Here is a 14,015-nt window from a genome sequence, read left to right as displayed (position 1 = left end):
AGCAATTACAGGGAAACCGAAACAGTGAGCAGTTGTATCCAGTCATTTACCCCGGCCGCTGACCAGTTACGTTTACGAAGGCCAAACAATTAAGCGGGGAACCATCATATGTCATCGTATGTCAGGCGACAACTCTCAGACAGGTGGTCGACAAGTGCAAGCAGTGCAGATTTCCTGCGACATTCTCGACGCGCTCCAAGAACTCAACGGAGCAGGAGTGACTGAACTCTCGAATCACCTCGACTTCTCGAAAGCAACCATCCACGGCCATCTCTCGACACTTGCTCGCAACGAGTTCGTCGTCAAAGACGGGGATACCTATCGGATCAGCCTTCGGTTCGTTCGGTTCGGAGAGTATGCGAAAAACAGCGTCCCAATCTACGAGATTGCACGACAGGAGATAGACGCGCTCGCAGACCGAACGGGAGAGGTTGCACAACTCATGGTGGAAGAACACGGTCGCGGTGTGTATCTTCACAAATCGATCGGCGAACGGGCAATCATGACTCGGTCGTCGATGGGAGACAGAATGTATCTCCACTGTACGGCCCTCGGGAAAGCGATACTCGCGCACCTCCCCGACGAACGGGTCGACGAAATTGTCGAGAGACACGGGCTTCCACAACAGACAGAAGAGACGATTACGACTCGAGCGGAGCTAAAAGAAGAACTCCAAACGGTCCGAGAGCGTGGGGTTGCCTTCGACGACGAAGAGATTCTCCAGGGATTGCGATGTGTTGCTGCACCGGTGACTAGCCACGATGGGACGCTCCACGGTGCGATCAGTGTATCTGGCCCCGTCGCTCGAATGAAAGACGAACGATTCACTGAAGAGATTCCGGAGGTCGTTCGCGGAGCAGCGAACGTTATTCAGGTGAACGCAACTCAGCTCTGACCGGTAGTGCACGTGCTGTTTTCGAGATGCAGAATCTGAGTTCTGTTTACGCTACGTAAACAAGCGACTCGTTTCATTGTACATCGCCGCAAGTTTGTGAAGAAGGTTCAGCCCTATTTGTTACAGTCGTACAGGTGTAATAGCCCGCCCAACCATCCCGGACTACAACGAGCGTCACACTTGCACAGGACGCGCCGGACAGTACTGTGGATGCGTGCGACGGCCTCCAAAAGTATGTCAATTAATATAGTTTTACATAGAACTGTAATATCCCACATTATTATTGTATAATTTCAAATTGTATATTTCCCACATTTTTCCCAATAAGTATATAACCAATCAATTAGAACAGATGTTACTGTGCTTTCTGTAGATATATCAGTGAAGTTTGATTTGAGAAGATAGACACAATATTTCTTGACAGCATTCCATATATCATATTTTACTGATATAACTGCCACCATCTTCAACATGCAACAGTACACCACGCAGACATCGTGGGTCAGAGTTCCAACGCAACCTGGATACCCATCACGACAGTATTCACTGAACACGGGTGGTCGTATTCGATGTCAGTATAAATCTGCTGAGCAGGGAAACTGACATAAAACGAAGAGACAGAGTCCGGTCGACGACTACTCTTCCTTGCCGATCAGCCAGCGGGCTGCAAGGGCAGTGACAATCACGGCTACGGAGAGGAAAATCACAACTTCGAGGCCGTACCGGTGACCCGACGACTGCCCAGGCGTCGACTCAGTGTTGGGTTGGTCGCCGCCACCAGGCGCATCTGTGCCGAACTTCGACGCACCCTCTTTGACCGTCACGTCGAACGTCCGGTCGTTGACGGTGAGCGTGTACTCACCGGGAGCGTCGAGTCGGTGCTCGTAGGTCACGACTTCGCGCTCGCCAGCGGGGACGGAGACGGTCCGCGTCACTGTGTCGCCACCGACCACGCCAAAGGTGACGGTCATCTCTGCGTCAGTGTCGCCAGTGTTTCGGAGCGTCGCGATGAGCGTGACGCTCTCGCCCGGGCCGATAATCGCGGCGTCGGCAGTCACGTCCGTGAGTTCGACACTATTCGGACCGGGGACGGTCACGGTCACACGCTCGGAACCGACTTCGACCGTGTAGGTTCCGGGGGTATCGAACCAGTACTCGAACGCGAGAGAGTTCGTCTCGCCGCTCTCGAGCGTCACCGATTGCGTCGACACCTCCTCGCCATCGATACGCATCGGGACGGTGACGGTGCCGTTCGCGTGGCCGACGTTTGTCACGTCGGCGGTCATCGTCGTCGGCGCTGCAACCGTCACATCCGACCCGACGTCGACGTTCGACACACGTGCGACTGGCTGGCGGATTCCGAGTGCGAAGTACGACGTTCCCGGTGCCGTCGCTGTCACCACGTACGTCCCGTCGCGTTCGGTCACGGTCGAGTCGAGTCGGTCCCACGAGCCGTCGTGGTACCGGTAGACGGCGATGTTCTCGGCCGCCGTCCCGCGAGCATCGATATCGGCTTTCGACAGGGTGAGCGTGACCTGGACCGATTCGAGCGAGTCGTTCATCGGTTCGTCACCGGTGATGTCCAGATAGAGCGGGACGTCGTCAGCGTCGGCAATCGGGTCGACGCCTGCCGGAATCTCCGTGAACGACTGCACGTCCAGTGAGTACGACGTGGAGCGGGAGACAGTGACCGAAACTGACGCCTGTTCGACGCCGGAGCCTTCAGTGGCCGACGACGGCAGGGCGAACTCGAGTGAGTCGCCAGCTTTGGCGCTCGTCACGGCGTACTGAACGTGCGAAGTCGTCAGGTCTGTCGACTCGATTCGGGTCGATGGCTCGATGTAGCTTCCGCCACCGCCGGAGCTTCCACCGCTCGAACTGCCGCCGCTCGACCCGCCACCGCCTGAGCTACGTGGCTTCTGTTCTGGCGTTGGTTCAGGTGTTGGGGTTGGCGTTGGTGTCGGAGTGGGGGTTGGTGTGGCTGTTGGTGTTGGGGTTGGAGTTGGCGTCGGTGTCGGTGTTGGCGTTGGCGTTGGTGTTGGTGTTGGTGTGGCTGTCGGCGTTGGCGTCGGGGTTGGCTCGGGTGTCGGTGTTGGCGTTGGGGTTGGTGTCGGCGTTGGAGTTGGGGTTGGCTCGGGTGTCGGCGTTGGGGTTGGTGTCGGCGTTGGCGTTGGAGTGGCTGTTGGCGTTGGGGTTGGTGTCGGCGTTGGAGTTGGGGTTGGCTCGGGTGTCGGCGTTGGCGTCGCTGTTGGCGTCGGCGTCGGCGTTGGGGTCGGTGTCGGTGTTGGAGTTGGAGTTGGCGTTGGCGTCGGCGTTGGAGTTGGCGTCGCTGTTGGCGTCGGCGTCGGCGTTGGGGTCGGTGTCGGCGTTGGAGTTGGAGTTGGGGTTGGCGTTGGCGTTGGCGTTGGTGTTGGCGTTGGCGTTGGTGTTGGCGTTGGCGTTGGCGTTGGCGTCGGAACCTCACACGGCCCGGACTCGATCGTGAGCTGCGAGTTCATGTCGAGTGTCGTCGTGCTCTCGTCACCGTTGACGAGCCTGAACTGGGAGATTCGGTTGTTGCCCCTGGACCATCCCCAGTCACCCCAGTGGGCCGCATTCTCGTTGAACCCGGGCGTGATGGTCACCGTGTCTCCCGACTGGAGGTTCTCGAACCCACGGTACGCCCCACCGTCTGTTCGGTTCTGTGCCCACTTCCAGTCGATCGTCGCCCGCGACCCACTGACCACCCAGTCGTCGTCCTGCGTCCCGCCACCGTAGTAGTCGTCCTGGACGGCCCACTCACCGGGAGGCAACCCTCGGATGTCCATCGTCACCGTGCTCGCGTACGGTTCGTCACCGAGTTTGTCGTGGAGGAAGACCAGGCTGACACCCTGTGAGCCGTGATAGAAGAAGATGTTGCTCACCTGGTTCGACTGGAGGTACGTCGTTCCGTACGACGAGAACGTCCCTCTCGGGGACGTCTCGTTGTTTCGGTAGTCGTAGAAATTTTCCACCCTCGTCGACCCGTCACCCAGTGCTTCGACGGTGTAACACACACCGCCCTGGGTCACGGAAAAGACCGGTGTCTCACCCGACTGCGCGACGACACCACCAATCGTCATCGTCGGGAGGATGACCGAGAGCGCGACGATGACGACGAGGACGCGATTCAGCGTCCCCATCAGTTCACCTCTGCGTTCGACACGCGAACAGACCGGGTTCGCGTTCGCTCCCACGTGCTGCGATGAGTCGACCCGTAGAGTGGAATGTAACCGGTCGTGGAGGAGGACATATCGATATGCTCGATTGACGCGTTCGGAGACATTCGTTATACACGAGATACCACCGGACACCTATCACAGACGAGACGGGTGGTCGGAGACCACCTCGTTTCTGTCTATCGATTACACGCTCCACTGTCCCCGGTTTTCCTCCGTTCCACCCCGATTCGGGCGTTTCGAACCACAGGACATTCAGTCATCTCGACGGCCCCATCTGCGTCGCTCGCTCCGACTGTCTCTCGGTGCGCGTCCAACACATCGGTCGATAAAACGAGACCTTGTGTCCGACACGGTGGTAGTACACTGTTTCGTGACCACCACGTGCTCGTGATGTTCACGATGAACTGAATGTCGGCTCCCGATTTGAGAGATAGCGCGACCATCAGAACGACACACTCCCGGTTCGGAAATTCCTAACTGAGAGACTCACGCCGGGCACGCAGTCCGGCGTGCGACGATACTGTCGTCAATCTGAAAGTCTACCGACCCGTCGAGATGGGCTCCCAAACGTCATCCAAATCGTGTTCATTCAAAATCGGATTAATGTAGTTAGACGATGCCCAACGACCGGGATCGACGATACCACCAGCGGTGGGTTTCCTGTCGAGACTGACGAGAATCACTTCAGCCCACTCACGAGTCTGCCCAACTCACTGAATTCGACGCTCTCTGTTCACCCCACCAAACCCAGCCTCGCCGTCTTTCTGTCAGTACACCCATGGCGAAAATGGCCGGATTTCTACACCCTTCTGAGCGGGGTCAATTCGTCTTTCGGACGCTACACCCCTGGTTTGTAGGGGTGTACACCCACGCCGATTCCCCGCAAGGGTGTACTCGTCTGTCGCCGATCAGGGGTGTATCGAACGTCGAGTTGACCCCGCTCACACCACGTTTTCGACCATCGGTGAATCTGCGGAAATCGCCACAGAGAGCACGACATGCCGTCTCTCGCACGTTCGAGTATACACACAAAACATCGATCCGACCGAAACGTGGCCCGAAACGAGCGTCTGAGAAACCCCCAATTTCCCGGTACACCCCAACGTTGGTGGGATGTATCCACCGATTTCGAATCTGGATTTAACCGGGATTTCCACCCGTTCGTCGCATCCCCACACCCCACTGACGACGAGTTCCGCACGTGGGAGATTCGACGCGAGCGTCCCTCTCGCTGGTGTTCGCTCGACTTGAACTGGGGGTTCGATGGCTGTCCGAACGTGGCTGTTCGATAGCTCCCGGGTGTGGCATGGCGATAGATGCTGGGATACCTGGGCGAAATAGCCACTTCTTCCGGGAGATTCTATGGGTGTACGCACCCAGCAACGGACCAAACGCCCGCTCTCTATCGAGCGTCGTCGACCAACTGGCGAACCTCTTCGACTAACTCGTCTACGCGACGCTCGTCACGTGCTTCGGCAGTAAGCCGAACGAGCGGTTGCGTCCCACTGGCCCGAACGAGAGCCCAACCATCGTCGTATTCGATACGAACCCCGTCGAGCGTCGAAATTCGTTCAGAGTCGTACGTCTGGCGCACTGCATCTCGGACCCGGGCCATGATTTCTGCTTTCTGGTCGGTCTCGACAGTCGTTCGGCGAAGTGGGTAGGACGCCAACGTTGCACGCTGCGCGGCCAACGAGCCACGCTGTTCGACGAGTTCGACGAGTTTGCACGCTGCGAGTGGGCCGTCTGGGCAGAGCGCCTCATCCGGCCAAATCCACGCGCCACTCGGTTCGCCACCGAAGACGACGTCGTCGTCGAGAGCCGCTTCGGCGACGTACACGTCACCCACCTTCGTCCGGGTGAGCGAGCCACCCTGTGCTTCGAGGACATCGTCGACGACCAGACTCGTGTTCAGGGGGGCCGCGGCACGCTCACCGTCGGAGACGACCTCCCTGGCGAACAAGGCCAACAGTTCGTCGCCACCGACGAACGACCCAGTCTCGTCGACGGCCATCATCCGGTCGGCATCACCATCGTGGGCAATCCCGAGGTCGGCGTCCGTATTCGCGACGACCGAACACAGGGTCGCACACGTCGCTGCAGTCGGCTCACTTGGTCGGCCGGGGAAGCGACCATCGGGCGTCGCGTTCAGTGTTTGGACCTCACACCCCAGTCGGAGGAGGGCTTCGACCGTTGCGTTCCCCATTCCGTTTCCGAGGTCGACGACGACCGAACACGAACCGTCGATATCGACGGCGTCGCACAGCGCGTCGACGTGCTGTGCAGTCAACTGTTCGGCCGATTCTTCCGCACCGATAGCGTCCCAGGACGCGTACGCTGGCTCGAGTGCGTTCAGTGCAGCCTCGACCTCCGCCCGACGTGCTTCGCCAAACGCCTGTCCCGATGGCTCCCACAGTTTGAATCCGTTATCTTCTGGCGGATTGTGCGACGCGGTAATCATGAGACCGGCATCCGAGTCGGTAAACTCGACGCCACGAGCGAGCGCTGGTGTCGACACCTGACCAGCACGAACGGTATCGACACCTGCACTCCGGAGGGCCGAAGACGCAGAATCAGCGAGAAGTGGACTCGTCGTTCGTGCGTCGTGGCCGACGACGACGCGGTCGAGACCGGTGGCTGCAAGCGCATGCCCGAGCGACATCGCCAACTCGGGCGTAATCAGGCCACCGAATGGGCCTCGTACACCGCTGGTTCCGAACATGTGCGACGATTACGGCAGCCGTTATTCAACGCTTCGCATCGACGAATCGGCGGTACTACCAGAAAGGGAATGGGAGCGTCCACTGGCGGCAATACAGAGATACTCAGCGTCACGTTGGAAGCGCCCGTGCGAATCGTGATATCGTATCAATGGGCTTGCACGGGACGGCTTCCACCGTCCAATTCGACTACAGTATTGTATTTTGTTGGGACGCCGGCAATATTCGGTGAGTGGTGACATTTCACACAGCAGGTGAAGGCCATTGTGTAACACTCGTATGTCTGTTATAACAATCGCTATACCGAGTACGAGTCCGTGTCCACACAACAACATATTTGTAACACGATACGAATGGGAACGACGTGGAGCAAGCGCCTCGCTGTGCATACGAACACGTATCCAGTATCAGCGGAAGCGACGCTGGTTCGGGTGACGGCCACGCCGTCTGGGAGTGTCCTCATCCAGCAGCCCCCGAGCGAGAGCACTGCCAGTTTCACGCCCCAATCGAAGAGAAGAACCCCGACGCGACGACGGCAGCGCTCGTAGAGACGATAAACGACCCCGACCGTCCGTCGACGTTCGTCGGGGCACAGTTCGACTCACTCGACCTCTCTGGAGCGACGCTCGCCGGCGGCGACACCATCGACATGCGAGAACTCATCGTCCGGCGCGACATCGACCTCAGTGAAGCAACGGTCGAGCCAGCGCTCAGACTCGATTCAGCGTCGGCGGGTGGTGAACTCCTCATGCACCGACTGGACGCGAATTCGACCGTCTCCTGTCTGAACTTCCAGACAGGAGAAGACTGGATACTCACCGATGCGACACTCGACGGCCGACTGGATGCCTCTGGGTTCAACGTGGACTCATTCGTCGCGACAGGCGTTCGTATCGAAGGTGACGCACTGTTCAGAAAGGGAACGGCCGACGACCAGGTCGGCCTCTCTCAGGCACGGTTCGACGGAACGGTTCAACTGACACACACTCGTATCGGTGGCCGTCTCGACATCGGAGGGACTGTGTGCACCGACCAACTGTCGCTCTCACACTGTTCCGTCGATGGCGACGTGACGCTTCACGATGCGACGGTCGAAGGCGGACTCCGCTTCGAACACCTTCGCGTGGGTGGCGAGTTCGACGCGACACACCTCCACGTCACTGGCGGCGTGGACGCACGGAGCAGTCAGTTCGAGACGGGTGTCGATATGACCGAACTCACTGCGACTGGCGGACGCGTCGACTTTTCGTACGCGACGTTCGAGGCAGCGGTCTACGTCGATGCGGTGACCATCGACGGGACACTCTCGATGCAGCACGCCCAGTTCGACGGCGGAACCGTCTCGTTCGTCCGAACCGCGATCGCTGGAGGGTTCATACTCACGGGAGCGAGATTCACGCCGAACGCTCCGTTCAGACTGGTCGAAACCACGGTCGGTGGAGCGGTCTCCTGTTCGCACGCCTCGTTTGGAAGCGAAGTGTACTGGACCGGGTCGCGAGTTCACGGCAACGTCGACATGTCGGACTGCACGATGACGGCCCTCGAGTTCGGTGTCGAAATCGATGGCGGACTCGACTTTGCGTACACGTACGTCGCCCAGAGCGCGGGATTCACCGAGACGGTCGTCAGAGGGGCCGCTCGCTTCACGAGCGCCAGATTCGCGAGCGAACCGTCGCTCACCGAGGCAACGCTCGAAGGTGACGTCGCAACGTACGATTTGTCCGTCGAATCGATCGACTCTCCGTCGGTGTAGTCCGAACGCTGTACGCGCCACGACCGTGTGCGAGGGAAAGAACCAAACGACGCAGTCTCGAACGATAGGAACGTGTCAGAGACCACTGGAGAGCGAACTCCACAGATTCTCGCATACGGGCCGCCTCCTGCTGACTCCGCGAACCTCGACAGCGACGTTTCTGTTCGGTATTTCAGTTCGAGTCGCGAGCTCGTCGAGTCGCTGACAGCGCAGGTCCCACAGTTACTCATCTGCCTCCACGCACCACCACGATTCGATGGGATCGCCGCGGTGAAGGCCATTCGACGATTCGATGCTGCAGTGCCCGTCGTTCTGGCGACGCAACTGCAGTCGACGATGGTCAACCTGCAAGCGGTACAGACGAAAGTGACGTGGAGTGTCGAAGTACCCACAGGACGACCCATCGAAGACGGACTCTTCGACGTCGTGACGGACGCCAGTGAGTGGCTCGAGAACACAGTTCGGTGACGAACGTCTGAACTCCGTCGGCAGAAGGCAGGATAATCGACGCACGAACGTTCCGTGATGCAAACTATTAACACCGCACCGAATCGTCTCACATCTGCGGATTCGCATCAGAAACGAGTGAGTCCGCAGACCGAGCGTTTCCCCACATCCCCTCTCGAAAAGGTTCGGTCACCCCACTTTTTGGCGACGAACAGCGCGTGACCCACCCGAAGTGTACAAGATGGTTGACACCAAACGCTAGGCAACTTCGACGAGGAATCGATGAACCGAACGCTGTGGCACGCCGGACTCGCACTCGTTGTTCTTGGGATGATGTTCGCCATCGTTCCGACAGGAAGCTACAGCACCATCGCTGGGGAACGCCCAGTTGCTGTGTCAGTCGCCCAGGACGACAGCGCACTGGTCGCACTCGAGGGGTCGACGACGGCGGTGACGATGACTACTCCAGCGACGCTCCGTCTCGTGAACAACATGAATTCCCGGGCGACAGTCGAGTTCGACGTTGCGTTCGGGTCAGGTTCAGTCAGTTCGTTGGCGGCCGACCCAGCAACCGACAGCGTGGGCCTCGACCCCGGGGCGTTCCAAGAAGTCTCTGTCAGTTGTACGAAACCCCTGTCGGGAATCAACGATACAGCAACCGTCTCTGTCGCGGTCAATTCGACGGCCACAGACGAGACGGCGACGGTCTCCGATGCAACGCTGGAGACGACACTCTCGTTCGACTGCACGACTGGTGGGGCAATTGGCACTGGAAACGGAAACGGAAACGGGAGCGGGAGCGGGAACGGAAGCGGAAGCGGGAACAGCAATGTGAGCTCACCCGGGAACAGCGGAAACGCAACCGGTTAGAGCACGTACCGCCCGTCCGAACTCAGAAGAATCGTCGTTTGAGTCGGTCGACGAGCGAGAGCTTTCGAGCGGCCGTTCGGACCCGGACAGGGCTCACCCCGAGCGTCGCGAGACCAACGACGAGCGTCATCACCGCGAGAACTGCATCGATAGCAGCGATCGCGACCATCGGATGGATATCGTGGAGTCCAAGGATGACCTGCCGAGGAAGAATCGGGACGTAGCGATGTTCGGTTATCGTCCGGGTGTACACCCCATTCTCAGGTGGTGCACGAATCGTGAGCGCAGTCGTCGCATTCGCTCGTCCAGAGAGATACAGCACCGACTGGTCGAACGTAACGCCGGCGTCGGGTGACTCTACGACGGTCAACATCGGGATGAGCCCACTGTTGGTCGAGCGATAGTCGACTGTCGTCGACTCGCCAGCGCCGACGATGAGCGGGTTGTCGGTCGGAGTGTCCGAACTGACGATCTCGACCGTCGTCGTCCCCGAACTGAGCATCATACTCACCGTTGCAGGTGCCACGAGAAAGACCACGAAGACGACCAACACGACGCCGACCGAGAGATAGTTCGGTCGACGACGACTCCGCGTCGCAGGCTCTCTGGCGGTGCCGAAGACATCGACGAGGACGCTCAGCGCGATGAGTCCGCCACCGATACCGACGAGCACCATCGGCGAGAACCCGCCGCTGAACACCGACTGGGGTCCGGAGCCTGCTGAGAAGAGGCCACCGACTGAGGCGACAGCACCGTGAAGAGCCGAAACACCGGTCCCGAGTGCAGGAATTCTGACGACTGCTCCGTTTAGCTGGAGCGCCTCCGCGACGATCTGGGACTCTTCGACCGGCGGTTCGACGCTATCCTGGTCGGTAAACGGGTTGGCATCGCCGCGTGTGATATACCCCGCATCGGTCTGTCTCACGATTCGATGCGTCGTCAACCCGCCATCGTGGAGTGCCTCAGCGCGGAAGACGACGACGTCGCCGGGTTCTGGTGGCCCGGTCAACACCGACGGGATGGCGACGAATCCGTCGCCTGATTCCAGCGTTGGTGCCATACTGCCGGTTTCGACGTAGCCGAAGAGGATGGGTTGGCCGAGTGCTTGGCCAAACAGGAGGATAACGACGGCTACGAGGATGGCACCAACCACCGCGTATTCGACAACCTCCGAGAGCTTCACGAGATACTGAGAGATATATCGCTCGTGGGCATAAAATACTGCCTCGACCTGGTATCCTGATTCGCGAACCGCCTCGACCTGGTATCCCGATTCGCGAGACAGACACTCTCTGGAATGCGTCAGGACGAGCGTGTGTTCTATCGGTATGTATCTTCACTCAGGTCGGCCGGTCGGAGTTCAGTGTTCATCTCTCGAGAGAAACCGAGTGACTGCGATGCATCTGTCTGGGCGGAAAGCTTGGCTTGAAACACAGATAGCAGCGTGAGTACTCGTTCAAGCACCTGAATACAAAGAGGGTAGGGTGTATTGGCCCGGACAACGACACACAAGGCTGTGTCGAGGAACTACACAATATGGCAATCAATCGACGTAACGTACTACTCGGGCTTGGAGCGATTGTTGGAGGCGGTGGCGCACTCGTGGGGACGGGCGCGTTCAGTAACGTCAGTGCAGCACGGTCGGTGTCTGTGAGTACCGCTGGTGATGCGAGTGCGTTGCTGACGCTCACCGGAAGCGAGTACACGACCACGAACGCCGACGACACGGTGAATCTGGACCTCGACGCGAACGCGGGGTTCAATAAAAACGCGATTACGAAGCTCAGCGACGTCCTGACGATTACGAACAACGAACCAGACACCAATAGCTCGGCAGACGTTGGCATCGCTACTGGCGACCTCAGTGGAGGTGCGGTAACGAGTTCGTCTGGTGAACTCACACTGCTGTTTACGAACGCTGATGGGTCAGTAAACCACGCAGTCGTGAGCTTGTACCTCGGCCCAGCGAGCACAGACAGCATCGCAAACGGTGGCAGTGTCCAAACGCTTGCCTCGGGCGAATCAGCCTATCTCGACATCGAAATCGACACGAGAGATAGTACCCTCAGCGGGTCGCCATCTGCCGATGCGACCATCAACGGCGACACTGGAAATCTGGTTATCGTCGCGACCCAATAAGACGCACAGAACATGAACCGACGAACCGTCATCACGGCGCTCGGAACGCTCACCTTCGGGACAGGAATCGCCCTCGGAACAGGCGCAGCGGATGTCGTCTCGAGTAACAACCAGGGTGGTTTCCGAGTCGTATCACCGGGAGCGGATATCCGCATCGACCCGGCGGATTCGGTTGGGTCGAACGTCGTCAAGAACGGCACGATCGACTTCGACTCTCTCGAACCAGACGACCTTCCGGTGGCGACTGTCAGCGAAAACAACGGGCAGATGGTCACGATACAGGTCGCGATCACGGGAGATCAGGATGTCGACTTCGGTAACATCCTGAAGATAACCAACAACAACACCGATGGGACGGATTATACAATCTCGTTCGACTACACCGAATTCGGGTCCGCAGTCGAAGACGGAAGCATCCCGAAAGCAGACGTCGTTGGTGCGTTCGAGTTCCAGCGGGCGGATGGAACAGTCATCTCGTCGGATCCCCTCGATACTGAGTACGACCCGACGAACGCTGTGACCGTGTCACCCGGGACGCCAGAGACTGTCAGCCTGTCCGTCACCCAGTCGAGTAGCATCGCGAACGGTGTGACCTCCGGGTCGTTCACTGGCGACAGCGACAGTACCGAACTCATCAACGAAGTAACCGCGATGGCGACCCAACAGTAACCACTCGACAGTAATCAACACAGATTCCGCATGCCCACACGCAGACAGACACTCTTCACACTGGGCAATCTCTTCGTTCTTGGCGGAGCAGCGCAGTCGGGGGCATCCGCAGTAGTCGGGTCGTCCTCGAACGCGTCGTTTCGTGTCGTCGACGACACCACCGGAGACAACTCGATCGAGTTGACGCCGGCGAACGACCCACCGATTTACGTCCAGACCGACGACGACGGCGACGTGAGTGGAATCGACCTCGATGACGACAGCGCCGGTCTCAGCAAACGGGCAATCACTCGATTCGAAGACATCGTCGAGATAACGAACACCAGTACGGACCCACTCCAGGGCATCTACTTCTCGTTCGAAGCCACGAGTTCCGTCCTCTCGGCGGAGACGCTCGACGACGTAGAGAACACACTGCAAGCGACTGCGGGGGCCAACACCCTCGACTCTTCTGGACCCAGCGGTGACAATCTGTTGGCTGTCAGTTCGGAGACTTCCGTCTCCGATGGCGTACTCGGGCCGAGTGAATCGGTCGCGTTCGGACTGCAAGTGAATCTCGTTTCGTCGTCGGAACCGGGGAGTTTCGACGACCTGCCACCCAGTGAAGACTACGAGTTGACACTCCGAGTTCACACCGAGTGGCCCGACGCGTGAGCAGACAGCGTGGTGGTCGCGTGTCAATGGGAGAGAAAATATATACGCACACACAGTACAGTCTGTTGATAGATGAGTAAGATCGGAGTGGGGGGGTTGTTCAAGCGGGTTCCTCCGGACGACGAGGGAGGGTTGACGAAAGACGAAATGTTCGACCTCATGAGCAACCACCGACGGCGGTACATTATCCATCACTGCAAGCAGGAACAAGATCCGATTTCGCTGTCTGACCTTGCCGAACAGGTCGCAGCGTGGGAAAAAGACAAATCGATAGCCGAGCTCGAGTCGGCAGAGCGAAAGACGGTGTACACGTCACTCCAGCAGACGCACCTGCCCCGACTCGAACGTGCGGGAATCGTCACCTACGACGATGGCGAAGTCGAACTGACCAACCAGACCGAGCGACTCGATATCTACCTCGACATCGTCCCGGAGAACTCGATTCCGTGGGGCGTCTACTATCTCGGACTGTCTGGACTGTCCTGTGTGGTCGTCGCTGCGCTCTGGGCGGGCGTCCTTCCGACTGACGTGATACCGACGCTCGCCTATCCGACCGCAATCGTCGTCGCGTTTACCATCTCGGCGGCTTACCACACCCTCACAAATCGGAGGTATCGCTTCGAAAACCTCGACCATCCACCGTAAGCGTCGGTCGGGAGTTGTCGGTC

Annotated in this window: 11 protein-coding genes; 8 read left to right on the top strand and 3 right to left on the bottom strand. The window is 58.8% G+C overall.

Annotated features, from left to right (window positions below; genetic code table 11):
• Positions 1 to 118: 118 nt before the first annotated feature.
• The gene (locus ACK3SC_RS11685; RefSeq protein WP_416840362.1) at positions 119 to 895 is read left to right on the top strand and encodes an IclR family transcriptional regulator; all 777 of its coding nucleotides are present in this window, start codon (positions 119 to 121) and stop codon (positions 893 to 895) included.
• A gap of 635 nt (positions 896 to 1,530) precedes the next feature.
• On the opposite strand, the gene ACK3SC_RS11680 is transcribed toward ACK3SC_RS11685, so the two are convergent.
• Entirely contained in the window at positions 1,531 to 4,056 is a 2,526-nt protein-coding gene (locus tag ACK3SC_RS11680) for a CARDB domain-containing protein (RefSeq protein ID WP_416840361.1), read from the bottom strand.
• Positions 4,057 to 5,497: 1,441 nt separating this feature from the next.
• Entirely contained in the window at positions 5,498 to 6,817 is a 1,320-nt protein-coding gene (gene glmM, locus ACK3SC_RS11675; RefSeq protein ID WP_416840360.1) for a phosphoglucosamine mutase, read from the bottom strand.
• A 362-nt stretch (positions 6,818 to 7,179) separates the two neighbouring features.
• Here glmM and ACK3SC_RS11670 point away from each other — a divergent pair, with 362 nt between their 5' ends.
• The 3 genes from ACK3SC_RS11670 (at position 7,180) to ACK3SC_RS11660 (ending at position 9,885) form a co-directional block, all read left to right on the top strand.
• Positions 7,180 to 8,568: a hypothetical protein gene (locus tag ACK3SC_RS11670; RefSeq protein ID WP_416840359.1), complete on the top strand. Its 1,389-nt coding sequence runs from the start codon at positions 7,180 to 7,182 to the stop codon at positions 8,566 to 8,568.
• 72 nt (positions 8,569 to 8,640) lie between these two features.
• Positions 8,641 to 9,036: a histidine kinase gene (locus ACK3SC_RS11665; RefSeq protein WP_416840358.1), complete on the top strand. Its 396-nt coding sequence runs from the start codon at positions 8,641 to 8,643 to the stop codon at positions 9,034 to 9,036.
• Between the two features lie 261 nt (positions 9,037 to 9,297).
• Positions 9,298 to 9,885 carry a hypothetical protein gene (locus ACK3SC_RS11660; protein ID WP_416840357.1) on the top strand — a complete coding sequence of 196 codons (588 nt, stop codon included), beginning with the start codon at positions 9,298 to 9,300 and terminating at the stop codon, positions 9,883 to 9,885.
• A gap of 22 nt (positions 9,886 to 9,907) precedes the next feature.
• Here ACK3SC_RS11660 and ACK3SC_RS11655 read toward each other — a convergent pair whose 3' ends face one another.
• Positions 9,908 to 11,068: a signal peptidase I gene (locus tag ACK3SC_RS11655; RefSeq protein ID WP_416840356.1), complete on the bottom strand. Its 1,161-nt coding sequence runs from the start codon at positions 11,066 to 11,068 to the stop codon at positions 9,908 to 9,910.
• A 353-nt stretch (positions 11,069 to 11,421) separates the two neighbouring features.
• Here ACK3SC_RS11655 and ACK3SC_RS11650 point away from each other — a divergent pair, with 353 nt between their 5' ends.
• From ACK3SC_RS11650 to ACK3SC_RS11635, 4 genes are all read left to right on the top strand, one after another.
• The gene (locus tag ACK3SC_RS11650; protein ID WP_416840355.1) at positions 11,422 to 12,024 is read left to right on the top strand and encodes a hypothetical protein; all 603 of its coding nucleotides are present in this window, start codon (positions 11,422 to 11,424) and stop codon (positions 12,022 to 12,024) included.
• A gap of 12 nt (positions 12,025 to 12,036) precedes the next feature.
• Complete coding sequence (locus ACK3SC_RS11645) at positions 12,037 to 12,693, top strand: hypothetical protein (RefSeq protein ID WP_416840354.1); 657 nt, start codon at positions 12,037 to 12,039, stop codon at positions 12,691 to 12,693.
• 30 nt (positions 12,694 to 12,723) lie between these two features.
• Positions 12,724 to 13,347 carry a hypothetical protein gene (locus ACK3SC_RS11640; RefSeq protein ID WP_416840353.1) on the top strand — a complete coding sequence of 208 codons (624 nt, stop codon included), beginning with the start codon at positions 12,724 to 12,726 and terminating at the stop codon, positions 13,345 to 13,347.
• A 72-nt stretch (positions 13,348 to 13,419) separates the two neighbouring features.
• Positions 13,420 to 13,992 carry a hypothetical protein gene (locus tag ACK3SC_RS11635; RefSeq protein ID WP_416840352.1) on the top strand — a complete coding sequence of 191 codons (573 nt, stop codon included), beginning with the start codon at positions 13,420 to 13,422 and terminating at the stop codon, positions 13,990 to 13,992.
• Positions 13,993 to 14,015 lie beyond the last annotated feature (23 nt).

This window comes from Haloferax sp. DFSO52, from assembly GCF_048158745.1.
Classification (GTDB): domain Archaea; phylum Halobacteriota; class Halobacteria; order Halobacteriales; family Haloferacaceae; genus Haloferax.
Note: the sequence above shows the minus strand (reverse complement) of the source record. Positions and strands in the feature narration are given on the sequence as shown.